The organism is Paenibacillus sp. HJGM_3 (assembly GCF_045062745.1).
GTDB lineage: Bacteria > Bacillota > Bacilli > Paenibacillales > NBRC-103111 > Paenibacillus_AA.
The window spans coordinates 502,502-528,438 of record NZ_JBJGED010000001.1; the positions used below are offsets into that span (position 1 = coordinate 502,502).

17 protein-coding genes are annotated in these 25,937 nt (G+C 59.0%); 5 read left to right on the plus strand and 12 right to left on the minus strand.

The window, feature by feature from the left end:
* Positions 1 to 32: 32 nt before the first annotated feature.
* Both ACI5FR_RS02185 and ACI5FR_RS02190 read right to left on the minus strand, forming a co-directional pair.
* Positions 33 to 5,159, minus strand: a complete 5,127-nt coding sequence (locus tag ACI5FR_RS02185) for a heparinase II/III domain-containing protein (protein ID WP_405449680.1) — start codon at positions 5,157 to 5,159, stop codon at positions 33 to 35.
* A 382-nt stretch (positions 5,160 to 5,541) separates the two neighbouring features.
* Entirely contained in the window at positions 5,542 to 6,624 is a 1,083-nt protein-coding gene (locus ACI5FR_RS02190; protein ID WP_405449681.1) for a branched-chain amino acid aminotransferase, read from the minus strand.
* 192 nt (positions 6,625 to 6,816) lie between these two features.
* On the opposite strand from ACI5FR_RS02190, the gene cls reads away from it, so the two are divergent.
* Positions 6,817 to 8,271, plus strand: a complete 1,455-nt coding sequence (cls, locus tag ACI5FR_RS02195) for a cardiolipin synthase (protein ID WP_405449684.1) — start codon at positions 6,817 to 6,819, stop codon at positions 8,269 to 8,271.
* Positions 8,272 to 8,368: 97 nt separating this feature from the next.
* Here cls and ACI5FR_RS02200 read toward each other — a convergent pair whose 3' ends face one another.
* Positions 8,369 to 9,184, minus strand: coding sequence for an AraC family transcriptional regulator (locus ACI5FR_RS02200; protein WP_405449686.1), 816 nt, complete (start codon positions 9,182 to 9,184; stop codon positions 8,369 to 8,371).
* A 155-nt stretch (positions 9,185 to 9,339) separates the two neighbouring features.
* On the opposite strand from ACI5FR_RS02200, the gene ACI5FR_RS02205 reads away from it, so the two are divergent.
* A complete protein-coding gene (locus tag ACI5FR_RS02205; RefSeq protein ID WP_405449689.1) occupies positions 9,340 to 11,091 on the plus strand; it encodes an acyltransferase in 1,752 nt (583 codons plus the stop codon).
* 62 nt (positions 11,092 to 11,153) lie between these two features.
* Here ACI5FR_RS02205 and ACI5FR_RS02210 read toward each other — a convergent pair whose 3' ends face one another.
* The 9 genes from ACI5FR_RS02210 to ACI5FR_RS02250 form a co-directional block, all read right to left on the minus strand.
* A complete protein-coding gene (locus ACI5FR_RS02210; RefSeq protein WP_405449692.1) occupies positions 11,154 to 12,302 on the minus strand; it encodes a Ger(x)C family spore germination protein in 1,149 nt (382 codons plus the stop codon).
* Positions 12,299 to 13,813 (minus strand): spore germination protein, encoded by a 1,515-nt coding sequence (locus ACI5FR_RS02215; protein ID WP_405449695.1) that lies wholly within the window; start codon positions 13,811 to 13,813, stop codon positions 12,299 to 12,301. Before ACI5FR_RS02215 ends, ACI5FR_RS02210 begins: the two co-directional genes overlap by 4 nt.
* Positions 13,810 to 14,907: an endospore germination permease gene (locus tag ACI5FR_RS02220; protein ID WP_405449698.1), complete on the minus strand. Its 1,098-nt coding sequence runs from the start codon at positions 14,905 to 14,907 to the stop codon at positions 13,810 to 13,812. The genes ACI5FR_RS02215 and ACI5FR_RS02220 overlap by 4 nt, the downstream gene beginning before the upstream one ends.
* Before the next feature lie 228 nt (positions 14,908 to 15,135).
* A complete protein-coding gene (locus ACI5FR_RS02225) occupies positions 15,136 to 16,314 on the minus strand; it encodes a purple acid phosphatase family protein (RefSeq protein ID WP_405449700.1) in 1,179 nt (392 codons plus the stop codon).
* 20 nt (positions 16,315 to 16,334) lie between these two features.
* Positions 16,335 to 19,943: a heparinase II/III domain-containing protein gene (locus ACI5FR_RS02230; protein ID WP_405449703.1), complete on the minus strand. Its 3,609-nt coding sequence runs from the start codon at positions 19,941 to 19,943 to the stop codon at positions 16,335 to 16,337.
* 86 nt (positions 19,944 to 20,029) lie between these two features.
* Positions 20,030 to 20,629 carry a Uma2 family endonuclease gene (locus tag ACI5FR_RS02235; RefSeq protein ID WP_405449704.1) on the minus strand — a complete coding sequence of 200 codons (600 nt, stop codon included), beginning with the start codon at positions 20,627 to 20,629 and terminating at the stop codon, positions 20,030 to 20,032.
* Positions 20,630 to 20,800: 171 nt separating this feature from the next.
* Positions 20,801 to 21,571, minus strand: coding sequence for a hypothetical protein (locus ACI5FR_RS02240; RefSeq protein ID WP_405449706.1), 771 nt, complete (start codon positions 21,569 to 21,571; stop codon positions 20,801 to 20,803).
* Positions 21,572 to 21,759: 188 nt separating this feature from the next.
* Entirely contained in the window at positions 21,760 to 22,500 is a 741-nt protein-coding gene (locus ACI5FR_RS02245; protein ID WP_405449709.1) for a hypothetical protein, read from the minus strand.
* The gene (locus ACI5FR_RS02250) at positions 22,493 to 23,041 is read right to left on the minus strand and encodes an RNA polymerase sigma factor (RefSeq protein ID WP_405449710.1); all 549 of its coding nucleotides are present in this window, start codon (positions 23,039 to 23,041) and stop codon (positions 22,493 to 22,495) included. Before ACI5FR_RS02250 ends, ACI5FR_RS02245 begins: the two co-directional genes overlap by 8 nt.
* A 151-nt stretch (positions 23,042 to 23,192) precedes the next feature.
* Here ACI5FR_RS02250 and ACI5FR_RS02255 point away from each other — a divergent pair, with 151 nt between their 5' ends.
* The 3 genes from ACI5FR_RS02255 to ACI5FR_RS02265 are packed head-to-tail and all read left to right on the plus strand — an operon-like array spanning position 23,193 to position 25,713.
* Positions 23,193 to 23,990: a phytanoyl-CoA dioxygenase family protein gene (locus ACI5FR_RS02255; protein WP_405449712.1), complete on the plus strand. Its 798-nt coding sequence runs from the start codon at positions 23,193 to 23,195 to the stop codon at positions 23,988 to 23,990.
* A complete protein-coding gene (locus tag ACI5FR_RS02260) occupies positions 23,987 to 24,997 on the plus strand; it encodes an aldo/keto reductase (protein WP_405449714.1) in 1,011 nt (336 codons plus the stop codon). Before ACI5FR_RS02255 ends, ACI5FR_RS02260 begins: the two co-directional genes overlap by 4 nt.
* Positions 24,994 to 25,713, plus strand: a complete 720-nt coding sequence (locus ACI5FR_RS02265; RefSeq protein WP_405449716.1) for an SGNH/GDSL hydrolase family protein — start codon at positions 24,994 to 24,996, stop codon at positions 25,711 to 25,713. The genes ACI5FR_RS02260 and ACI5FR_RS02265 overlap by 4 nt, the downstream gene beginning before the upstream one ends.
* The last annotated feature ends 224 nt before the right edge of the window (positions 25,714 to 25,937 follow it).

Consider the following 25,937-nt stretch of genomic DNA (forward strand, 5'->3'; position numbering starts at 1 on the left):
GGTCGAATGACCGGCTCTTCTCCTATCCCGATTCACTTGTCGACGATGATAGTCAGCCTGTCGCTTGCAGTTACACCAGCATAGTTGACCAGCTCCGCCCGATATTCATACGTACCCTTGCTTCGGTTCGCTACGCTTGTAACAGCGGTTTGGGCGTTAGGCGTTCGTTCGGTCAAGGTCTGGGTATCGATCAGCACCCCGTTCTCGTATAAGCGATACGTGCCTCCGTTCGTCCCCCACCACAGATTCATGCTCACTTCATAGCGGCCGTCTCCGTCCCAGTTATTATGAGCCAATACAGGCTTGCCTGGCGCTGCATCCTTGACGGTGACGACGAGAGGATCGCTGCTCGTCGTTCCATGTCCGTTCGTGAGCTCCGCCCGATACCGGTAGGTGCCGTTCGTCTTGCCGCTGATGGCGGTCACCGCCGACTGAGGAGCCGGGGTCTGATCGGACAGGATCTGCGTATCGACGACCACATCGTTTTCATACAGCTTGTAGATCCAGCCGTTTTGCCCATACCACAAGTTCATCGTGACGTTGTATCGGCCGTCCAATAAGCCGTAATCGTACCCGTTGTCATGGGAGAGAACAGGAACCCCCGGCTTGGCCGTGCTCTTCGCAGCGCCTTCCACCTGCAGTGTGAAGGCTTCGGACACGAACTCTCCATATGTCGCCTTAACTACGGTCGTTCCGGCTTTTCGGGCCAAAAGCAGCCCCGTATCCGTAAATTCCGCCACGCTCGGGTCGGAGCTCGTATAATGCGCCCAGCGGGTTACATCCGCCTCTGCGCCGTTGCTGTAGGTTGCCGTTACTACCGTTTGCTTGACCGTGCCCGCCTGCAGCGGAGAGGGGATCCCGCTCAGTCGGATCGAGGTGACCACAGGCGGGGTAAAGGACAACGGAATGCGGAAGGCCGCACCTGGCGCAATATCGTAGACGTATCCTTGGCTGAAATCATTCGAATCCCGATAGGAGCGGATGAGCGTGATGTCCCCCAGATCGACCCGATACTGGTTTGGACCGACACGAGTCAAGCCTTTGATCTCGTATGTGCCGTTCCGAACGCCGTCATTGTCAATATGAATCATACGGCCTACGAGCGACTCCGGCTGTATGCCGCGAAGATCGAGATTCACGATAAGCTCGTTATGCAAGGACATCGTCTTCGTGAAATCGGCAATCGTCCCGTCCAAGCTGCCGAATGACTGCTGAATCACGGGTTCCTCCAGCAAGCCGAGCAGGGTCCCGTCGTTCAGATAGACCGACTCGTATTGCCCGTTTCGCTCCGAATAGACCCCGAAGAATCCCTTGAACTGCAGTTGATTGTCTATGGTATAAATCGAATTCGGATCCAGCGAGTAAATGACGTAGTCGGTTCTTCCATTTTTCAAAGTTACCTTCACCGCTTGAACCGACTCATCGGTTACCGGAGATCCGGCCTTGCTCACGGCAACCCGTTCGATCGATTCGATAAAGCGTTCACTCTTGTACGGCTCGATTACCGAAGCAAACGTCGATTTCAGGTTGTCGCCCGTCCTCTCCGCTACCATATACCGGACCGACGGGGGACTCTTCGCGTTGTTCTGAGGCGGTTGACCGCTGGCCAGCGCCACTCCGTCGACCGAATTCAGCATAGTCAGGCGAAGGTGAACGTTCGGATCGGCAGGGTCAATCCCCCATGTGTCCTTCACCTTCCAATCCACGCTGAAGGGCGCTTGCGGAGACGAAGCCCGGTCCACGTCGAACAAATAATGGAACCCGCTCCCCTTGTACCCGCTGCCCGAACCGCTTCCCGGCTCCTTCTGGCCATAAGGAACGTCGGCTCCCGCATAAGTCCCCACGTACTTGCCGCTGCTATCCTTTTGCGGGACCAGCTCCAGCCCTTCCGTAGTCACGGTCGCATCGGCGCTATGGAAGCTGAACGTGTGGTTGCTGCCGCCCTCGACCCGGAAAAAGTCGACGGCATACGAACGCTCGTCATCCACCTTGATCAGCGAGGTGGTGCGGCGGTACAGGTCCGTATTCGGATATACATCAGGAGCCTCGACATCGAACAGCTGCACATTCCCGTTGCCGTCGAAATGCCGCGGAAGTCCGACAATCGAGTTGCTTTGCTTGGATTTGTCCACCATCACGGTATTGTGAGAGATTGTGTTCTCCGTCCACTCCATCCGCTTGGGGTCGTTGCCGGTTACATCCGGGTAGCCCAGATCCGGCGCCAGATCCATCCCGTACGCGTGGAGACCCAAGTTAAGCGTATCCTTGTGGCCGTGGCCGCCGTTCCTGCCGAAATACATCCAGATATCGCGCTGCGTATCCGGCTTGGCCGTCTCCTGGCGCTCCCGCTCTTCCGGCGTGACCAGAGCCAGCTTCTTGAAGGCCGCGTAATACCCGGTCGACGCCGGATTCCGGTCTTCGTACACGAAGGAGATCGTATGCGGACCGGCCTCCAGCGAGCGGTTCGTTAACGTAGTGAAGCTGCTCGGAGCCGAACCGCCATAGAAGTCATACGATCCGACTTCCAGTCCGTCCACGGCCACCTTGTATTTGCCATAGCTGGTCGCCTTGTTCGGCAGGAAGTCAATGCCGTATTCGCCCGATGCCGGAACGTTGAACTCGAACGTAATCGCCCCGTCGGTGTCATCAAGGTTCTGGAAGAGCAAGGCGCCATAGGCAGGCAAATACTTGGTGCCGCGATTGGCGGATACAATCTTCAAGTCCTTGAAATCGAATACCGTGCCGTCCGTCTGCAGCGTGGCCGGATCCCCATCGCGAAGTGCCGCCAGACCGTACCCGCTCATTAACGTGCTGTCCAGCTGCAAGGGGCCTCGCGACTGTATGACATTCGCAATGTCGAGTCCGATCTGCTCCGGATTGGCGGAGAAAATACTTCCGTGGAGGCCGTTCGCCGAATTGCCGTTTTTCAGATAAATCAGCTGGGCCTGAAGCGGATCGCGCCATCTCTCGAAGGCCAGCAGATCATGATTCATATTCCCGACTACGCCCGGCGAACCCAAAAAGCCGGAGTCGCCGATCGAAGGGGTATATTTGCCGAGCATCGTCAACTGGTAGAAGGCGGAGAACATTTTCTGAAATTTGACATGTTGGTAAATATCAAACACCGGATACCGCTCGTAGCCGTCCAGGTACTCTGCCGTTTCCAAAAACGTATTCAGCCATAAAGCGTTATAGCCGGGGGCGGCTTCGTTCCCCATCCCATCCCGGTCGATCTCATCCACCAGCAGCCGATTCAGATCGCCGCCCGTCACTTGATACTGCCTGCCATAGGGGCGGTCCGGATCTTTCACCGTCACCAGCCCCCCAGTTTGGAACACATAATCCAACCACGTCTTGGAAGTGTTCTCTTCATCCAGCACGACCGCAGCGAGCGCCAAGGCGCTTTGATGCATCCCCATATTGCCGCGAATCTGGGATTGCTTCATACCGGGATAGACCACCCGTACGATATTGTCTTCGATGTTCTTCTTGATGGCGGCCGCCGAATTTTTGGGGTTTGCCATGTGGTACTTGGCCGACTGGGCCGACAGGAACGACACCAATCGATTCTCCTGACTTTGGGCCTCGGGGAAGAACGCATCGTAGGCAAGCACCAGGCTCTTGACCAACCCGGTCTCCCATATATCGTTCACGGCTTTTCCTTGCGCGGTATGAATGCCCGGGTCTCCGTTATCGAACCCTTTGTTCCACGGATAAGCCGTGACATCCATGTCGGGGTACAGATCCGCTACCCGGTCCAGGAGAATAAGCCCTTTGTAAGCATACTCCGGATTGCCCGTATACAGGTACGCATTTCTCAGACTGTCCAGAGCTTTGGTAATGAACCCGCTGTACCAGATTCCCCAATGATTATAGTAGGCAATAAAAGTCCAAATGTCGTCATTGTCTTCCATCCAGCCCCAGCCGTCGTCGACCCCCCACTTGGAGCCGGGGGTTTCCAGGTTGGTTAAATAGGCGGAGCCGTTTTGCATAGCGAGTTTATAATCGAACGCCCCGTACTCGTCGATCCCGCTCTCGTAGAACGAAGCGAAGTCGTTGGTCGGGAAGTAGCGTCCGGTGACCGGACTTTGCAGCTTCCAAGGCTTGTTGATGACGTCGATTTTCCATGGGTAATTACCATAATTGCTGATGGTTGAATCCGCAGGATCGGGACTTCCCTTCACTCTTAGCTTGTACCGGGTCGCGATCCCCAGACTGCGGGATACACTCTGGGAGGTGACGATGCTCCACAGCTTTTGATCGTCGATGGCCAAATAGGGAGCCGCAGTCGTCACCGCCGAGTCCCGCTCGGCGCGCGCCCACTCATATTTCGCCAGATTGTCCCGGAGGTTCTGGAGCTTCGTGTCCTTATAATACGTGCTTTTGGTTTTACTGCTCCGAATTGTGCCGCTGAAATCGTCGGCCCGAAGCGTAATGATGGACGTATGGGTAACCCCGCCCGAGGTGACCTTCACCTTGATCTCGCTGCTGCCGGCGGACAACGCCTGGAAGCTCCCATTGGACGGATGCACCGCGAAGACGTCGGGGTTCATGCTTGTATAGGAGACCTGTGAGATCTCCGAGTCTTTCAACAAGGAACCGTCACTTCTCAAGCCATACCATTTGAGCGTGCCGGTATCGCCTACTTGATATAACGTTTTGGATGTATTCACGACGAGATGATCGAAAGAGGATTGAACGGAGGCTGCGCTGAACTTGGCATCGTCAAAGTAGGCCGTGCCTTTATTCGCGCTGGACAGGTAGAGCAGCAGCGTCGCCGATACCGCGCCCGCCGGGGCTTGCGCCCGAATGTCCGTGCGGACCCATTGCGTTCTGGTGGAGTTGGTTTTCGTGGTGACCGGAGTCAACCGTTTGTTGGAGGCATCCCAAAATTCGAGATACAGATCCGAATTGGCGTCCAGATTGTAGGACATGACGGATGCCTCGTACATCGTCCCCGGCGTGACGGGCATCTTCGCGCTGCGTAGTCCCGCGGATGAAGTAAGATTGGTGATTTTGGCGCTATACGAGCCTCCATACACCTGCTCCGTGGTCGTTTGATACACCTGGTTCGGATCGTACAACACCCAATTCAACGGTTTGCCGTTAGTCGATTCCTCGAATCCGCCGTTCGGGGGCAGCGAATTTTCTTGTTGCACTTCAACACCTTCTGCATATGTAGTTTGGCTTGGTGCTTGGAAGAAAGGAAGGAGGAGAGCAATGATCAATAAAACACATAAACCTTTGGATAACCGGATAGATCTCACCAACAGGAACAACTCCTCTTTTACGAATAGTGTCGGTTCACATTCGTCTGCAAGCGGTTACATGTTGTAGTGAAAGTCAGCAATTCAGCTCCAATTCTAGTGCAGGTTTCAGTCTTAGATGGACGTAAAGAACATAAGCCTCCTTTCATCCGTATTATTTACATGTATAATTTACATGATATAAAATGGGCTGTCAATGATCCGAAAACCACAAAAAAGGCCATCCTGAGGTCACAAGAGACCTAAGAATGGCCTTTTCTCCGCTTTTGGTTTATTACGCCTTAGCCGTCTCCACCTGTACCGTCCACCCGAACGGATCAGCGAGCGTGCCGTTCTGGATACCGGTGATGGAATCGTACAGCCGCTGGGCGATCGGCCCGATCACTCCGCCGTTGATCTGGATGACCCTGCCTTCCCAACTCAGCTCGCCGATGGGCGAGATTACAGCCGCGGTGCCCGTGCCGAACGCTTCCTCGAGCGTACCGTTCGCCGACGCGTCGTACAGCTCCTGGATCGACACGCGGCGCTCCGTAACCGGAACGTTCCAGCTCTTCAGCAGCTGGAGCACGGAATCCCGGGTGACGCCCTGCAGGATGCTGCCGTTCAGCTCCGGCGTGACAACTTCGCCATTGATTTTGAAGAACACGTTCATGCTGCCGACTTCCTCAATGTACTTTTTCTCCACGCCGTCGAGCCATAGTACTTGCGCGTAGCCGCCTTCCTTCGCTTCCTCCTGCGCCTTGATGCTGGACGCATAGTTGCCCGCGGTCTTGGCATGGCCCGTTCCGCCGCGGACGGCGCGCACATACTCGCTCTCCACGTTGATCTTGACCGGCTTGATCCCTTCCGAATAGTAGGCGCCGACCGGAGACAGAATGACCATAAGCATATATTGGTACGAAGCTCTGACGCCGAGGCAGGCTTCCGTGGCAATAATGAAAGGACGGATATAGAGCGAAGTGCCCGGCTCGCTCGGCACCCAATCTTGCTCCAGGTGCACAAGTTCCTTAATGGCGTGAATTAAGAAGTCCCCGTCCACCGGAGGAATGCTGAGCCGATCGTTCGAGACGTTCATGCGCTCCATGTTCTTGTCCGGACGGAACAGCAGAATCTCGCCCTTCTCCGTGCGGAACGCCTTCATCCCCTCGAAAATCGCTTGTCCATAGTGCAGCACCATGGCAGCCGGATCGAGCGAGATCGGAGCGTACGGGACGATTCTGGCGTCGTGCCAACCTTGGCCTTTCGTATAGTCGATAATCAACATATGATCGGTGTAATATTGCCCGAAACCGAGCTTCTTCTCGTCCGGTTTCGCCTTGAGCTGCTGTGCTCGCTGAATGCTAAGTTGAATTGGCATTGTCATCAGTCTCCCTAAGCATTTTACTTTTATAATCAACTTACCTCATTACGAAGATAAAGTAAAATACCAAAATCTTTGCATCCGATAAAAGAGCTTTATGGCGCCCGCTTTATTCCAGCTTCTAACAAGTGTACAATGGTAGAGCAACGTCGACCGTACTTCTACAAATATAATCCCGGGGTGTCATTCATGTTCTCGCTGCAGCAAGGCATATCGATCTACATCCTCATCATCAACATCCTCCTAGCGGTCGCGGTCGTGTTCCTGGAACGCCGCAATGTCGCCGCCACTTGGTCGTGGCTCATGGTGCTTCTGTTCGTCCCCATCGTGGGCTTCGTGCTCTACATCATCCTGGGGCAAAAAATGAGCCGGCGCAAGCTGTACCGCCTGAACGAGCGGGAAGTCGAGATCATGCGCAAGCTGACCCAGGCGCAAGCCCGACGCATCCACGAAGGGCAAATCGAGTACAAGGATCCGGAGATCGAGCATTACAAGGATACGATCTACTTGAACGTCAAGGCGAACAAGGCGCTGCTCACCCAAAACAACGAAGTGGAGCTGTTCACCGAGGGCAATTCCAAGTTCGAGGATTTGTTAGCCAAGATTGAAGCGGCCCAGCATCACATTCATTTCCAATATTACATCATCAATACCGACGAGCTCGGCCAACGCGTCCTAGCAGCTTTGACGAGGAAAGCGGCGGAAGGCGTGCAGGTGCGCATTCTGTACGACGACATCGGGTCGCGGCAGCTGAACGACAAGTTCTTCCGCGCTTTCACCGCGGCGGGCGGGCAACGGGCAGCGTTCTTCCCCTCGCGCATCCCTTACCTGAATTTGCGGGTGAACTACCGGAATCATCGCAAAGTCGTCGTCATCGACGGGAAGATCGGCTACATCGGCGGTTTCAACGTGGGCAACGAGTACATAGGGCTGAGCAAAAAATTCGGCTTCTGGCGCGACACGCACCTGCGTTTGCGAGGCAACAGCGTCCATTCGCTCCAAGCCCTGTTCATCCGCGACTGGAATTTGGCCTCCCAGACGCCCGTCGACTATAATCCGACGTACTTCCCTCCCGTGGAGGAGCCGGGCCACGGCGACGTGCCGATCCAATTGATCGCGAGCGGACCGAACCAGAAGTGGAGCCACATCGAGAACATGTACATCAAAATGATCCACTCGGCGCGCCGCAGCATCTATTTGCAAACCCCTTACTTCATCCCGGACGAGAGCCTGCAGAATGCCCTCCGCATCGCCGCCTTGTCCGGCATCGAGGTCAAGGTGATGATTCCCTACGACGCGGACCACTTGTTCGTACACTGGGCCTCTCTCTATTACGTCGGGGAGCTGCTGCCGGCCGGAGTGAAATGTTATCTGTACCGCAAAGGCTTCCTGCACGCCAAAGCGCTTATCATCGACGGCACCATCTCCACCGTGGGTACGGCGAATTTCGACCAGCGCAGCCTGAAGCTGAATTTCGAAACGAACGCCGTCCTCTACCACGCGCCGACGTCGCAGAAGCTCCAGAACATCTTCCTGGAGGACATGAAGGATTCCGTTGAGCTGACCGAAGCCGAGTACGACAACCGCTCCCTCTGGCATCGCCTGATGGAGGGCATCTCCAATCTGCTGTCGCCCATCTTGTGAGGTGGATTAAGTCCCGCCCTGGAGGGCCTTCCTGGCCAGGAAGGCCCTTATTCTCGTCCGCCACCATTCCCGGCCGTTGCCGCAGAGAGACAACTGCTTAGCGGTTCCGCATCCGGAACGCGAGCGGCGGGAGGCCGTTCGCTTGCTTGAACCGTTTGCTGAAGTGGTATTCGTCCGCGTAACCGCAGCTCTCTCCGATCTCCCGCACCGTCAGGCTCGTGTAGATGAGCCGTTTCTTCGCATGCTCGTTGCGCACCTGGTCGAGGTAACTCTTCGGGCTCATCCCGAGGTACCGGTGGAACAGCTCGCGCAGATGGGACACCGAGATGCCGCTGCGGGCCGCGACCTCCTTCAGCCGAAGCGGCTCACCGAAATCGCGTTCCAGCTCACCCTTAATGCGCCGGAACAGCTCCGGGCCGATCTCGGCGGCCGGGCTGGAATACTGGAGCTGGACGATCTCGTACAGCAGCTCGTACAGCACTGCCTTGGCACGGAGCTCCTCGGCCGGCTGACCCGGCACCCATCCGGATGTGAGCGCCTCGAACCCCTCGTCCAATCGCTGCTGCGACTCGCCGCCAACCTGGGTCACGAACGGCAAGTCCAGCTCTTGGACCGGGACGGCCATTTCTTGCTCGACCGTGTACAGTTTGAGCAGCACCATGGAGATGCGCAGCGGCTCCTCGTCATCCGACTCCATGGACATCGACAGACCGGGCTTCAGGTAGAACAGCATCCCCGATTTTACGCGCACCGGCTCATCGGTTACGAATGTCCCTCGGCCCGCCCGAATCCAGTAGAAGCTGTGCACCTTCGTATTTTGTCGGATGTCCCTCCACCCGCTTGCGGTGCGTTTGTCGTCCATCCATTGAATCGTCATCCAAAGGTTGCTGGGCAGTCCGGCCACCTGCGACATTTTCGACGCCTCCCCTCATCATGTCACTCTTGCCTTCAGCATAGGATAGAGCGGCGTTTTTGACAAGATTCCAAGCTTTCTGGCCATGTTGATCCCAGCCGCGAAGTGCTACACTGGAGCCGAATACATGCGGTTCGGAAAGGATGCTGACCACAGTGGAAAAGTCTATTCGAGACGTGGATTACATGCCGTGGATTCGGAACAATGACGAGGAACGCGAGAGCCAAGCGCAGATTCAAGGAAAGCTCGCCGAAGCTTATGACTGCACATTCGGGGTCGACTGCTTCGTCGCTCCGGAAGCGATCGTCTTCCCGAACTCGCTGCGGATGGGAGACCGGAGCTATATCGCGGCCGGGGCCATCGTGCGCAACACGACGCTCCATATGGGCTCCGACTGCACGATCAATGCGTATGCCGTCGTATCGGGCAAAGTGACGATGGGCGACGGAGTGCGGATCGCTTCGCTCGCGAGCATCTATGGGTTCAATCATGGCTTCGATTCGGCCGAGGTGCCGATCTTCCGCCAGCCGACGACGTCGAAGGGCATCGAGATCGGCGACGACGTCTGGATCGGCGCCAATGCCGTCATCGTCGACGGCGTGCGCGTCGGCGCCCATACAATCATCGGCGCGGGCGCCGTCGTCACGAAGGACGTGCCGCCATACAGTATCGTTGGCGGCAGTCCGGCACGCGTCCTCCGCAGCCGGGTGGCCTCGGACGGCGTGGCGACGGCGGAAGCCGCCGCGCAAGCCGCGATCGCCGCGACGTCGGAGGCGGCAGACGCCGTCGCGACTGTGGCGCGGGTAGACGGCGCAGCCACTGCCACCGGCGGGACGGCGCTCGAGCAGCGCCTCGCGGCATTCGGCCGGCAAGTGAAGGAGGAGCTGCAGGACGTCCTGTCGGCTTACCTCGTGCAGGACGAAGCCGGCGCCGAGCCCTATTACATCGACAAGACCGGCTTCAAGCGCACCGGGCGGGCGTACTGCGATGCGACCGAGATCGCGGCCATGTTCGGGGAGCTGCCGCCGGGCTTCACGCGCGAGCAAATGATTGCGAAGCTTCGGAGCTTCCAGGATCCGAAGACCGGGCTCATCCCCGATCCGTGGGCGGCTCCCGATCCGGTCAGCGACGAGCCGGACTTCCTGCCGAACACTCTGTCGGGTTACTACTTGCTCGCGGTCGGCTATGCCCTCGAGGTGCTCGGCAGCCATGTGGAGCATCCGGTTCACGTGATCGAGCGGCGCACATCGGAGTCGCTCTTCCGCAGCCTAGACGCGCTGCCGTGGGAGACGAACGCCTGGAGCGCGGGAAACTGGATCGACAGCTATGCGACCGGGCTGTACATCAACGCCCGCCACTTCGGGTCGGCGAAGCGGCCGGACGACCTGTTCGGCTGGCTGCATACGCATGCCGACCCGACGACCGGCCTCTGGGGCAGGCCGACCGCGAAGGAAGGGCTGATGCAGCCGGTCAACGGCTTTTACCGGTTGACCCGCTCCACGTACGCGCAGTTCGGGATGCCGCTGCCGTATCCGAACACGACGATCGACTCGGTGCTCGCGCATACGCGCAACCGGCAGTTTTTCCGGGACGATCTCGGCAATGCGTGCAACGTGCTCGATGTGATCCACCCGCTCTGGCTGTGCATGAAGCAGACCGACTACCGGCGGGCCGACATCGTCCAGTGGGCGCGGGCGCAGCTGGAGCGGACGCTCACCCGCTGGCAGCCGGGCCGGGGCTTCAGCTTCGAGCTGGAGACCGTGCATGCCCCAGGGCTGCAAGGCACCGAGATGTGGCTCAGCATCATCTACTTGCTGGCCGACGCCTGCGGGATCGCGCCGGCACTCGGCTATCGCCCGCAGGGCGTGCACCGGCTCGAGCCGGCGTGGCACTTCCCGGTCGTATAGCGCGACCCAGCAACACGGAAGGCGGAGCCCGGAGGCTCCGCCTTCTTGCGGGTCCGCCCGCGCTAGCTGGAGCGTCCCTTGTATTTGCCGGTATGCTTCAGCTTCACCTTTACGGTCACTTCCGCGAGCGAGTCCTCGGTCAGGATCATCCGCTGGTCGGCGCCCAGCTGCTTCCATTTTTGCGGATGATTCCGGTACAGATGCTCCTCCAGTCCCAACACGTCGGCCTTAATCTTCAATCCGTTGCGAAAAGCTTCCTCCACTTCCGCCTTGACCTTGTTGGCCGCCTCCTCCTCCATCTGCCGCTCGCTTATATCGCTATGCATTTCGTCCACGTACCCCTTCAACCGGATCTTCACCCGGAACCGCACCTTGCCGTTCTCGAAGATCGTCTCGAGCCGCGGCTTCGGCTTCTCCAGAATAAGCCCTGCATGGGGATGCTCGTCATCCGGAATGTTGATGGGCGACCGGTCGAGCTTCTTTTGCACCCAGCGTCCTCCCCTCAGCTCCTGCTCCGACAGCCAGCCGGACAGCACGTAACCGGTTTGGAAATAAAAGGCGCCGTCGATTTGGAACATCGATTTCAGGTTCTGGTCCTCGCTCCAGCGATTCTTATTCAGGGAAACGGTGGGCAACAGAACCGAGTGGCTCCCGTCGTGCAGACGAGCGATCGACTTGTAGCCTTGCATCGGCAGGATGAAGGAACGCTGGGCAAAGACCTCTTTGGGGCTAAAAATGAGCGTGTTCAGCGGAGCCTGGTTGAACATCGACTTTTGGCTCAGAATGTCGACGAGCTTTTCCTTGGTCCCGTACAGCAAAATGTTATAGCGGATCTCCCTGTACCGGTTGAACATGTCATACACCTCATAAACGCCCCGCTTCAGGATCCGCTCGCTGAAAATGACAACCTTGACGTGCCCCCAGTAAATCCGATACTGCGATGTCGCATACAGCGAAGTGAGCGATTCCGTCACCGACCGGCCCTCGCCTCTTCCGATCCAGACCGGGATCTTCTTCCCGACTTCGGCCGTCTCCTGCTTGGCCACTGTCGTAAAATTGAGCACTTGGGCGTACGTAATGAATTTGCCGTCCTCGTAGTCCATGCCAATCGCCGTGATGTACGCCAAATTCTGAATGTCCTTGGAATTCCAGCATCCGCTGAGCAGCAGGAGGAGCAGCGTACAGCATGCGATGTTCCCGACACGCCTCATGAGCCCTCTTCCCCCTCCTTCGTCGTATCCGATGTGCGGAGGAAGGCCGGGCGCTTCTTCATCTTGTCCCAAGGCACGCGCAGGAACGATTGGATCATATCCCGAAACACCGGAGGCGAGATCGGCGTCAGGAACGGAACGCCGTAGGACCCGAGCCGGGACATATAGGCCACCATCAGGATAATGCCGAGCAGCAGGCCGTACATGCCCAGTACCGCGGAGAGCAAAAACAGGCAAAAGCGCAGCACGCTGACGGCCGCGCTAAGCGATTGGTTGACCAGCGTTGCACCGGACACCGCAGTAATCGCGCCGACCACGACGACGGAAGGCGAGACGAGACCGGCCCGGATGGAGGCGTCTCCGATGATCAGACCGCCGATGACGGTCAAGGTCTGGCCGATCGCGCTGGGCAGCCGCAGCCCGGCCTCGCGGAAGATCTCGAGCAGCACGAGCAGCAGGAACAGCTCCATCTGCGCGGAGAACGGCAAGCCCAATCGGGCGGTCACGATCGTAGCCATGAGCCGGAACGGAATCTGGTCCTGATGGAAGGCGGACAAGGAGACCCAGATGCCGGGCAGCAAGATCGACAGGAAAAAGCTAAAAAAACGGATCGCACGGGCGAACGAGATGTAATAGAAATTGAAGTACGCATCCTCCGGCGACTTGAGCAGCATGGACAGGCCCGCAGGCCCGATCAGCACCATCGGGTTGCCGTCCAGGATCACGGCGAACCGGCCGGCCAACAAGCTCTGGACGATATAGTCCGGCCGGCCGGTGGTATCCAGCGTCGGGAGCAGGGAATACTTGCTGTCGGCCAGCTGCTCTTCCAGCTGGCCGATGCTGAAGATGCCGTCCATATCGATGTTCCTCAGCCGGTTCCTCGCTTCCTCGATGACGGCCGAAGGCGCGATGTCCCCCATGTAGAGCAGAGCCGCCTTGGACTTCGTCCGACGGCCGAGCGTGAAGGCTTCATAATGGAGGGATGGGCTGCGCAGCCGCTTGCGGACGAGCGACACATTGGTGATGAGATCCTCGACGAAGCCGTCTCTCGGTCCTTTGATCGAGATCTCCGTATTGGACTCATCCGGCATGCGGACAGGCCGTTGGCTAATACTCATCCGGAATAGGAACGGCGGTTCGCCGGACGAGATCGCCGCTTCAGGCAGAAGCAGCAGGACGTCGCCCTGAAACAGCCATTCCGCCAACGCGTCAGCCGATTCACCCCCATCTATGGGAAGGAGGGGCAGGGTGCCGTGAACGCGTTTCCCGCAAAATCCATCCGGCCCTTCCGTTTCCCACACCAGCCGAAGCTGCGGCAGGACAATCTCCCCCAGCAGGCGGTCGTCGCTCAAGCCGTCCGCGTACGCGAGAATGAGCGTCGACTCGCGATCGGCGGTCAGCTGGACCGAGAGCACCTGCACGTCCGCCGAATAGCGAAACGTCTCTCGAATCAACTCCTCGGTCCACAGCCCTTGGGTTGCGTTCAGATCCGTTTTCTTTTTCAGAGTCATGTCAGGCCGGCCTCCTTCCTGGACTTGCCTAACAGAGCGATGACCGCCCATAGACTAGTCGTGGCGAGCACGACAACAAGGGCAATGGGAAAGTAGTATCGATACCGGAGGAGATAAAACGCGTATTCGCTCACCGGAATGAGCGACATCGCCATGTAGCTGAACATGATGACCGCCATTCCCCATAGCCGGGCTTTGCTGGAACGGAAGGGCAACATCTCGGCCAATATGTACAGCGAGAGGCTGATCCGAATGACGGCCCCGGCCTGCCATTGATAAATGGAAAAGAAGTCCAAATGCTCGACATAATTGCCCAGCTCGACCAGTCTCCATTGCTCGTAGGGAGAGATGTTCTGTTTCGCCGCTTCCTTCGGACCGAATTCCGTAATCGCTCCGATAATCGGGCCGAGGGTGATGTACACCAGAATGGCGCCTAACGTCATCAGCTGCCACGCCTTCGCTTGCGTCTTCATCCGATGCTGGATCCCGAGCATGACGAACAGCTCGACGAAGCCGCTTCCGGCATACACCATGCCGGCCAGCACGGGCGGCAGACCGTTCTCCAGGAATGGCTTCAGCTGTTGATAATCCTTGGCCGGCGTATTGGAAATAGAAACGAAGTACCCTAAGATAATCACAATCGGCAGCATGAATCCGGCTCCGATCGCCATGGACCGTATCCCGGAAATCGCGAATAGGAAGCTGATCGCCGCAAGCGGAATGATCAGGGCGATCAAGGGAGTCGCAGGCAAATAGTTCGTGATGGTCCAGGCCGTCGTATGGAGCATGGTCATGGCGCCGATCAGGTACACCTGCACGCAAAAAGGAATGACCAGCAGCCAGGAGACGAACGGATTCGTCTGACGGGCGAGCCAAGGCTGCAGCTTTTGCTGTCCGGCGCGTTTCATGATGAACGCGAGGAGGGCGCACCAGGGCATATACAGCACCCCGGCGCTCAGAACCGCGATCCAGGCGTCCCGGCCCGAGGCATCCAGCAGCATCGGATTGATAATTACATGGGTGGTCAAGCCGGTCATCAGCATGTGCAACATGCAGGCTTGAATGAATCGGATTTTGTCGGTCGAGGGTTTCATAAGTCCGCCTGCCGCTCCCGTCATTTGGTAAAATGTAGGGTAACCAAATGTTGGATCAATCATGTAAGCGGCAGGCGAATTTTTGCAGATTGGGGGTAGAACCGGCCCATGGAGGGGTGGTTGAACCCAAGAGATAGCGGAAAAATTTTCATCTAATTCAAGCTGAAATGGTTCAATTGGCGCATTAGATGCAAATATTTCAACTATGGTATCTAAAAGTTAACCCGACTAAAAAAACGACTTCCGCCCGTCCGCGTCTTTGCGAATCGTGAGCGTGTCGAATAGGCGCCCGTCCATGTCGATCGCACGAATGTCCAACCGGTCCGGCAGCGCCACGACTTGCAAGAAGTGCGGCACCGCGACCGATTGGGACGTATGCCACTCCCGCTTGGGCAGCAGCCAGTCCGGCATCGCGCCGGCTCCTCCGGCCACGATGTAGACGATGCCGTCCTCGTAGTCGAGCCGGTCGGCGCGTAGCGGATGGCTGCGCTCGTAGACGATCGTGTGCGAGTTGAACACGAGATCGACGCCATGCCGCTCGAGGACGGGGCACAGCGCCCGCATCGCCTCGACCTGGTAGCTCCCGGAGACGTAGGGCGGGTAGTGGAAGAAGACGATCTTCCACTTCGCCGCGGCCGCTTCCTCCAGATCGCGAACGAGGAAGTCATACTGGGCATGGCCCGGTGACATCTCGCCCGCCCCTTGAGGATAATGCGCATTTTTCACGAAATCGGTTGCGTCCAGGGAAATGAAGTGCACGTCTCCATAATCGAACGAATAGTAGATCGATGGAGGCGGGAAGGCAAACCAATCTTTGTACGATTCGGCGTAATTCTCATGGTTGCCCGGGCAGCAGTATGCCGGCGTCGTCGTCAGGAACGAGCGGCCCGGACCGAAAAAGAATTTCTCCCAATCCTCGTATTGCTGCCCGTCATTGACGATGTCCCCGACGAACAAAGCCAGATCCGGCCGATAGCGCTGCATCTGCTCAAAGACCGCGGTGTTGATCTGCCCGCCGGTCGTGTCGAAGCCGCTGTAGCCGCCCGTCTCGCTTGTGACGGTGAACGAGAACGGCACTCCCGGGCCCGCAGCCGTCTTGAACGGATGAGGGCCGGATTCGACGATGTCGCTGCCGCTGTCGCTCGCGGCGGACTCGGATGTCACCTTATAGAAATAGACGGTCCCGGGCTCAAGCCCGTTCACCGTTACGCGGTGAAGGCGCGCGGGGGCCTCCTCGGTGACGGTGAACAGCACGTGCTCCGGTTGCTCGTACCGCTTCCAGTCGTGCACCAGCGTCGCGGCCAGGATGTCCACACGGGCGCTCGCCTCCTCCGAAGTCTCCCACATGAAGGTCATGGACGTCGCCGTCGGCCACTGCAGGTAAGGGCCTTTGATGATGGATAGCATATCGTTCCTCCGCCTCGTAATTAGCATTCGGATTCGCTTCGCTTCCATTCCGCCCACAACGGAATGGTGAAGGTGTCGCCCGCCGCCACGGCGTACTTGTAGGCGGGTGGCGCGCTCGGGTCGGCGGCGCGGTCCGCCCAGCCGTCGATCAGGGTGACGCGGCCGATGTCGAGCCAGCCCACCCGCGGGTCCGCGTCGCTCGGCGTCCAGCCGCAGATGCGGAACACCGGGTTGCGGCCGTCGCCGGCCGCGTGCAAGTGTGTGCCGGTCAAGTCCAGACCGGCCGGGACGGGTTCGGCGAAGCGAACCCGCAGCCCGTTCGCTTCGGCCAGCTCGCGGCCGAAGTCGAGGATGTCGCCGCTAAGCGCTGCCCGGACCCCGTCGAGGACGGGGCCGGCTGGAGCGTGAGCGGCGGCGGCGGTGCGCGCAGCGGGGTCGGCCGCTGCGGCCATTTCGCGTGCGGCGCCGGCGGCAGCCGCACCGCCGTTCGCCGCCGCCGCGAGCCCGAGGCGGCGGCCGTTCGCGACGAACGCGTACACCGGCTCGCCGTCGCGTTCGGCATACAGCCCGACCGCGCCCTGGAACACGAGGCGGTCGTCGATCGTGTACTCCACGGTCGGATCCGCCGCGTGGACATAATAGTCGACGCGGCCGTCGCGATGCTCGATCCGCAGCGCCGTCACTCCCGAAGCGCGACTCTCGGCTATCCCTGCCGCAGCGCCTGCTCCCGCACTCACACCCACAGTTGCCACGCCGCCCGATCCCTCACCTGCACTCGCACTTGCCACACCGCCCGATTCCTCACCGGCTCCCGCACCTGCACCCGCACTTGCCACAGCGCCCGATCCCACACCGGCTCCCGCACTCGCACCCACACTTGCCACAGCGCCTGAGCTCTCACCTGCACTCGCACTTGCCACAGCGCCCAATCCCTCACCGGCTTCCGCACCTACACCTTCACCCGCACCCGCACTTGCCACACCGCCCGCACCGGCTCCCGCACCTGCACCTGCACTCTCCGCACCGCCCGCGCCGGCTCCCGCACCTGCACCGGCGCTCGCTTCCGCACCCGCTCTGCTCAAGCGCACCGAGCACCGGCGGACCGAGCGCAGCAGCCGCTCGCCCTTATTCGGCTCGAGCACCGCGACGAAGCGGCTCGCGCGATCCGCTGGGCGGCGCTTCACAAGCAAGTATCGCAGCCGCTCGGGGTTGCCGGGCCGGTTCGTCGACGGATGCCCGTCGGCGAGCGCAACTTCGTCGGCGTCCGTGAGCATCGTCAGCCGCAGGTGGATGCCGTCCCCCTGCCGGACGTCCTCGGCGTACGCCGCACCCAGCACCCCCCACGTGTCGCGAATCGCCCAGTCGACGGCGAACGTCGACGGCGGAGCCGCATCCCGCTCCACATCGGACAAATAATGAAAGCCGCTCCCCTTATAGTCGCGCAGCCGCAGCGCCGGATCGGCGTCGAACGGCTCCCCGAACGCCACGTCGGGACCGGCATAGGTGCCGCTCGTCTGGCGCTCGAGCGCCAGTCCCTCCGTACGCACCTCGCCCTCCGCCGCGTGGAACGAGTACACATGCTCGTCGCCGCCCTCGACCTGGAACACGTCGATCGCATACGAATGTGCGTCATCCACCCGCACATAGGCGACACATCGCCGGTAGACGGATGTGTGCGGGTAGACGTGCGGCGCCTCCGCTTCGACCGCCTGCACGTCCCCTCCGCCCACGAACAGGCGCGTCGAGCCAACGACCGAATCGGACTGCTTGCACCGGTCTACGGTGACCGTGTTGTGCGACACCGTGCTCAGGTCCCAATGATGCCGCTTCTGGTGCACGTCGTCGCACTTCTCCGGATAGCCGAGCTCCGGGGCTAAGTCCAGGCCGAACCCGTACAGCCCGAGGTTGAGCGTATCCCGGTGACCATGCCCCATGTTGCGCCCCTGATAGAGCCACGCCGCGCGCTGCCGGTCGCCGTCGCCGTCCCGGAGCGCCGCGAAGCCATAGCCGCCCAAGTGGACGCTCTCTTGGCGGAATGGGCCGTGATCGGCCATCACTTGCTTAATGTCCTTAAGCACCTGATCCGGGTCGGTCGAGAACAGCCCGCCCCGCAGCCCGTCCGTCGTCCCTCCGTTCGCCAACACTGCGAGCTGCGCGAACAGCGGCTCGCCCGTGCGCTCGAACGTGTCAACCGCCATCTCCACCCGGTAGAGCACGTTGGGATTGCCCGCCGAGTCGCTGTCCCCGATCTGCGGCATGTAGCGGTCCAGCATGAGCAAGCCCGCGTGGGCGCGCAGCATTTGGCGGAATTTCGGATTGCGGTACAAATCCGCGCCGGGATACCGGTCGTACCCTTGCAGGATGTCTGCCACCATCTTGAACGTATCGACCCAGATGTTGTTATAGGACGGAGCCGATTCGTCGCCGAAGCCGTCCCGATCGACATCCGCGACTAGCGAATGCAGGATATTGCCTCCCGTAATCGCCCAGCCACCCTCCTCAGGCCGCAGCCGCCGGCCTTCCTGCAGCACGAAATCCAGCATAGCCTCGGTCGTGCCCGGCTCGTCCAGCACAATAGCCGCCAGCGTCAGCGCACTCTGATGCATCCCGTTGTTGCCGCTGATCTGTGCCGACTTTACCCCCGGCAGCACTTGCCGGATGATCCCGTCCTCGATGTTCGTGCCGATGTCGGCGAGCGTCCGCTTCCCATTCGACAGCCGGAACCGCGTCGCCTTGTCGGATAGGAACGAAGCGACATCCGCCATCGCTTCCTGCTGCTCCAGCGCCGGATAGAACGCATCATAAGCGCTTACAAACGAACGGACGAGTCCGGTCTCCCAGATGCAGCCGACGATTTTGCCTTGCCCGGTCAACCCGTGAGAGTTCAGAATCCCTTCCTCCCAGCGGAAAACCCCGCAGTCCATGTCCGGATACAGATCGGCCACCCGGTCCAGCAGGACGACTCCCGCCTTCGCATACTTCAGTTCGCCCGTATATAGATAGGCATCGCGCAGCTGCACGAGCCCCGCTGCGACGATTCCCCCGTGCTGCCAAGGCGCGTCCGTGGCCGGGAACTTGTTGCCGCCAGCATCGATCATAGGGCACCATAGCTTCCAATGGCTATAGAATGCGATGAACGTCCAATACTCGCCCTGCTCGTCCTTCCAGCCGAATCCGCCGTCCACGCCCCAGTCCGCCCCGCGATCCGGATACAGCTCATTGCGCAAATATCGGGGATCGGCCAGCTCCGGTCGAAAAATGCCCTGTTCATCCTTCCCGCTCTCATAATACGAAGCAAAGTCGTTTGACGGGAACACCGATTCGCAGCTTGGACACATAAGCTTCCACGGCCGGCGCAGCGGATCGGCGAGCCAGGGCCAACGTCCATAGGCATGATGCGCAGCGCCGCATACCGGGCAGCCGAGCTTCTGATTCACCGCATAGCTGCGGGGGATCGATTGGGGTGCCGGGACGTTCCACAGCCACTCCCACCCCAATTCGACATACACGTCCGCCTGTCGAACCGCCTTCTCGCGGTAGGGCCTGGCCCAGTCATATCGCTCTACATTGCGTCGAACGGCTTCGACTTTTTCCGGCGTGTAATACGTGCTTCGCTGTTTGACTCCCATAGGCTCTCCTCTTTTCTCCGCAAACTGTACAAAAAGCCTTGATTCGGCATCCTCGTGTCGAATAACAAGGCTAATCCTATTCGCGATCAAAGACCGGGCAAATCCGGAATGCGACTGCGAATGTCGAACATCGTGAAGGAAACGCAGGGCAACAGCTCGGAGCGGATCTCCTCATCGCCCGTATATACATCTTCCAGCTCATAGCGGTCGCCGGTCAGCCGGTATTGCTCTAGGACGAAGCTCGCCGGGTCCACAATCCAGTATTCCGGAATCCCGTGCTTCGCATAGGATTGCCGCTTCCTGACCTTGTCACGTCTGAGCGAGTAAGGCGAGAGAATTTCGACAACCAGATCCGGCGGACCTTCTATGCCTCTTTCCGTTAGCAAATGAAGGCGGTCTCTATGCAGCATGATCAGATCGGGTCGTCTGACTTCTCTAGGAGATAGGATAACATCCACCTCATAAAGGATCACATAATCGGATTCACATGTCTGAATCAGCTCGAATAGTATTCTGCTGCCAATCGCCTGATGCTTGGAAGAAGCGCTGGGCGGCATCAATTCCAACCGTCCGTCATCCAGCTCATACCGGTTCCCGTCATCAGGCATGGAGGCATAATCTTCATACGTTAGCGGTTGCTCGCGGATAAGCTCATCTTTGGTGTTTTGGGGCTTTTTCACGGCCATCCCCCCAAGGAATCGAGTATAGTCCCATTATACTTCATCCCAGCCGACAGCCCACGACTTTTTGGCGCGATAGACCGTTTCGACCATTCGACTTTCTCTCCCACTCGCCGTCGAATCGAGTATTTCCCGGGAAATTTGTCGCCCTTCGGCGTTACCCGTCCATGGCATTCGCTAGAACAAGACCTTCGGCTCATCCGGATGATCGATTTGCCACTGCAGCACTTCCTGCTCGTGCCGACACAGCTCGCCCTTATACCGCAGCCCCCCGTGGGAAATGTTGATGCTGCAGGCAATCCGCTCCGAAGCTTCCACCCAGTGCGGGGTCAAAAAGGTGTTCCACAATACCGTTCCCGGGGGCATTACATACGTAAGCGCGTCTTCCTCGGTCAGGCCCGCCGGGCGCTGCGTGCCCTTGGAGTGCAGTCGAATCTCGAACGGAGCCCAGCGCTCCGGGTCATTTAAGCCGGAGAAAATCTTCGTCCCATGCGTCTGCCAAGCCAGCACTTGCGAGTAGTCGAGGTGATAGTTGGTGGCGCAGTTCGGACCGCTCAGGAATAAGATCGGGTAGCAGCGCGTCCATGTGAAGCCCGCCTCATGAAGCGCTTTCATCCAAGGTTGCATGATGCTCTCGTCGAACCCTTCCAGCAGCCCGCCGGGGCCGAAAAACTTGCTCAGCTTGAAATGCGCCATCGAGAACGGGGCGTGGATCGCCTGCTCCAGAGGCAGTTCGCGAAACGCGGCTGTGATGTCGGTCAGATTCAAAGAATCTCCCTTCGCCCCCGGTGTAATCCGCGTCTCCGGATCGAACCGCAGCGTCTCTACGATCCTGTCGATCGTCGGCATCTCGTACCGGAACGGCACGACCTCCCCCTCCATAAGGAAATTTTGCACCCCGTCCCATGCTTGTTGAAACTCATTCCATTTGTTCACCGTTCGATGCATCTCCATAGCTCCTCCCTAGGATAAGGAATCCGAGTTGCCTAATCTCCCAAAGCCGTGTGATCTCTGCACCTTCATCCTATCAGTCCCGGGAGGCCCGGTAAATAATCCATTATTGCTCCGGAGGATGACAAACAATGAAAACTCGCGACAAAAGATGAACCATCGGATTTCCGTGGAATGGAGCCCGATTACTGCATCGGCATCCAATTCACTTTCCAAACGCCCGCTTTATTTTTGGTTAAGCCGAAGCCTATTTGATCTTCAAGCACGGTTCCCAGACCGGCTTCGTTTCCGTTCCGGCTCTGGTTCGACAGCTTCGACCCGTTCAGCGTCATGACGATAAGCGCGGCATCCCCGTCTATCCGCTGCTCCAACTGATAATCGCGCTCGATCGACAAGCTCATCTGTTTCCCCCGCCGCACGCCTTCTGGATCTCCGGCAATATCGCTCAGGAACTGCTCCAGGCTTGGTTTTTCATACCCTTCCATGTCAACGTACAGCCCATACAGGGTGTTGAAGTCACCCAGTAGCTTGGCCCGCATATACCACCGAAAAATATCGAGCGGCTCCAGCCCCTTCAACCACGTTTCGTCCGGCTGCCGGGCAAACGCTTCGTACTTGGTCATCTGATCCGGTTGCAGCGCCCAACTTAACTCCTGTCCGTGCGGCGGTGCAGTCTGCACCGGGGTGTGCTCGCCCCTGTCCCGCTCCGGCAAATATTGCAGCAGCCCTCCCGCCAGTACGAACAAGACTCCCATGACGGCGGTGAGCATCGCCAGATTGCGCCGCTTCCTCCGTCTAGGCTCGGACTGCGCCTGCTCCACCGCTTTCCGATGAATCGCCGTCATGCGCTCGCGGGTAAATGCCTTCCCGGCAACCGGCTCCGTCGCCTTCATTTCCGCTTCCCATGATCCATATCGCTTATTCACGGGTTCCAGCTCCTTTCCACATATCGTTCATTTTCTTGCGCGCCCGGGAAAGCCTGGACTTGATCGTTCCTTCCGCCACACCGAGCACATGAGCCATTTCTTTCAGCGACAACTCGTACTTGGCCTCCAGAATGAGCACTTCCCGGTAATGGGACGGCAGCTGCATGACCAGCTTCCACACCTCGCCAGTTAATTCCTGATCTAGCACCTCGGTCTCGGCAGACGGCCCCGAGTCTTGGCGGGTGATCCAATCGACTAACATCACTTTTCGGAAGAAAGCGGATCGCCTATAATTGAACGCCTTGTTGCGGGTAATGGCGAACAGCCACGTTTTCATCGAAGACTGCCCCCGATACGTATCTATGCTGCGATAGACCTGCAGGAACACATCCTGCGCGATATCGTCCGCCATGTCGTGTCGTTTCGTCATCAGGAAAGCATAATTCCAGACTGCCTGCCCGTACGTCTCTATCAGATCTCGCATACTGTCCGCGTCTAGCCGCGCGATATGCTGCCAGTAGTCTTGTTCCAGCTTTCTCACCTCTTCTTCCCTTAAACACTGCAAACGCAAAAAAGGTTCCCGCTTCGAACTTCGAATATCACCTCTGTTTTGTGGAAAATCCCCCAAGTGGTTCCCCGTCGGTTCTTGTACGATAAAGCTATATCCGAACACGAAAGGTAGATGACGTTCCATGACGATGCTGAAGGATAGTCTCCTGACCCGCGAGCAAATCGAATTTTATCAAACGAACGGATTCATTCAAATCGACGATGTGCTGACGCCCGAGGAAACGGCCGAGCTGGCCAAATACTTGGAGGAAGCGATGACGACGACGGAATCGAATGCGGTCCGTACGGACAAGGCCGGCGGGGCTTACTACAAGGTGCTCAATCAGAAGGTGAACACTTGGCGCGATCATGTCGGCATGGCCCGCTATACGTCCCATCCTAAGCTGGCGCGGCTCGCGATGGAGCTGAGCGGCGCCTCCGGTATCCGGCTGTTCCACGACCATGCGCTCTGGAAAATGCCGCACGATTCCAAGCCAACGCCGTGGCACCAGGATATGCCGTATTGGCCGATGAACGAGCCGGGAGCGCTGTCGATTTGGCTGCCGGTCGACGATGTCGATGAGCGGAACGGCTGCATGATGTTCGTCCCGGGTTCCCACAAGGCCGGCAAGCTGACCGGGGTGAATTTCACCGATCCGCAAAATATTTTCGACTATGTCAAAGGCACGGAGCTGGAGTCGACGAAGCCGGTGATGGTTCCTCTGAAAAAAGGAAGCTGTACGTTCCATCACGGGCTGACGTTCCATTATGCGCATGCCAACCATACCGACCGGCCGCGCCGCGTGCTTGCCACGATCTATATACCGGACGGTACGACCTACAACGGGAAATCGCATCCCATCACGAACGATGTCGGGCTGGAGGAAGGCAAGCCGATCTCGGGTAGTCTGTTCCCTCTGCTGGCCAAGGTGAGCGGATGAAGTACCGTCCCTTCGGCAAGACCGGTTGGAACGTGTCGGAAATCGGATTCGGCGCCTGGGGCATCGGCGGCAGCTGGGGGCCGGTGGACGACGCGCTCTCGATCCGGACGCTGCTCGCCGCCTTCGATCGAGGCGTGAACTTCGTGGATACGGCGCAGATGTACGGGAACGGCCACTCCGAGGAAGTGATCGGCCAAGCGCTGCGGCAGTGGAAGGGCGACCCGATCTATATCGCGACGAAGGTGCAACCTGTCGTGTGGCCGCGCCCGCATGAGCTCGACCCTTCGTTCGAGGGGCGTTACCCGGCCGCGCATCTGCGGGAGCAGTGCGAAGCGAGCCTGCGCCGCCTCGGCGCGGAGACCATCGACCTGTATCAGCTGCACGGATGGTTCCCCAGCGGAGTCGAGGACACCGAGTGGTATGAGACGTTAAGCGGCCTGAAGCGGGAAGGCAAAATCCGCGAGATCGGCGTGTCGATCCGGGACTACAAACCGCATGAAGGTATCGGCATCGCCAGGGCCGGCTTGACCGCATCCGAACAGGTGGTGTTCAACCTGTTCGAGCAGCGCCCGGCCGCCGACCTGCTCCCGGTGTGCCGCCAGCACGGCGTCGGCGTGATCGCCCGCGTCCCGTTCGACGAGGGGGCGCTCGTCGGGACTTGGACCGCCGACACGTTCGAGCAGTTCGCGCCCGACGATTTCCGCCGGAAATATTTCAAGGGCGAGCGGTTCGCGCGAACGCTGGAGAAGGTCGAGGCATTGAAGACTTTGGTTCGTGAGCTGACGGGAGATCGGTACGCCTCGCTCGCGGAAGTCGCCCTACGCTACACACTGTCGTTCCCTGCCGTCAGTACGGTAATTCCTGGCATTAAGAATCTGGAGGAGCTGGACGCGAACGTGCGCGTGTCCGATGGCGAGCCCCTGCCGGCCGAGCTGATCGAGGCACTCCAAGCTCATAACTGGCCGCGCAACTATCACGATCCGAACGTAGGGGTGGATCCCGAATGACACAGACCGTACCTTCCTCCTTCACCCGGTTCCGGGAACGGCTGCTGCACAAGCAGGAGCATGTCGGGGACCGGCCCGTCATCTACACCGCATTCGGCGACAGCGTCACGCAAGGCTGGTTCGAGCATACGACTTGCGACAGCGACCATGCGTTCCCGTCGCTGTTCAAGCGCCGCGCCGAGCAGCGCTATCCCGCCGCCGCCGTGAACCTGATCAACGCCGGCGTGGCCGGGGATACGGCGGTACGTTCCTTGGCGCGTGCGGAGCGCGATCTGCTGGCGTTCCAGCCGGATCTCGTGACGATCGGCTTCGGCGTGAACGATGCACACTCGGGGGAGGCAGGACTGGATGACTACCGGCGGGCGTTGTCCGAACTGATCCGACTTGTTCGTGCCCGGACCGAGGCCGACCTGCTCTTGATCTCCCCATCGTGGTTGATGACCGCCGACAATCCATACATTCATGAGAACGAGCGCAAGCATGTCGAACCGTTCTTGCGGGTGGCCCGGTCGAATGCCCTCGCCCTTTACCGGGACGCTATGTTGGACATAGCCCGGTCCACCGCTACGCCATGCCTCGACGTGTTCGCCATGTGGACCGAGCTCGACCAGGCAGGGGTCGATATCCACTCCCGCCTCGCGAACGGCATCAATCACCCCGACCGGGCGTTCCATGCCCAAGTGGCGGATGCGATCAAGCGTATGATTTTCGATTAGCGTAAACAAATGAACAAGCACTTTGGCTTTGTGTGCAGTTCCAATCGTGTTCTGCTTGCCATACCGGAGTCATCCAAATCGAAGCTGCCCACGAAACGGATATGCTTTCCCATAGCGGGCTTCGTATCGACAACGTGCTTACGCAAAAAGCTCTCAACGAACGATCAAGGATCGTAAGGAGAGCTTTTTTGCTGCGTTTTTTTTCGATACAATGGAGGTAATAC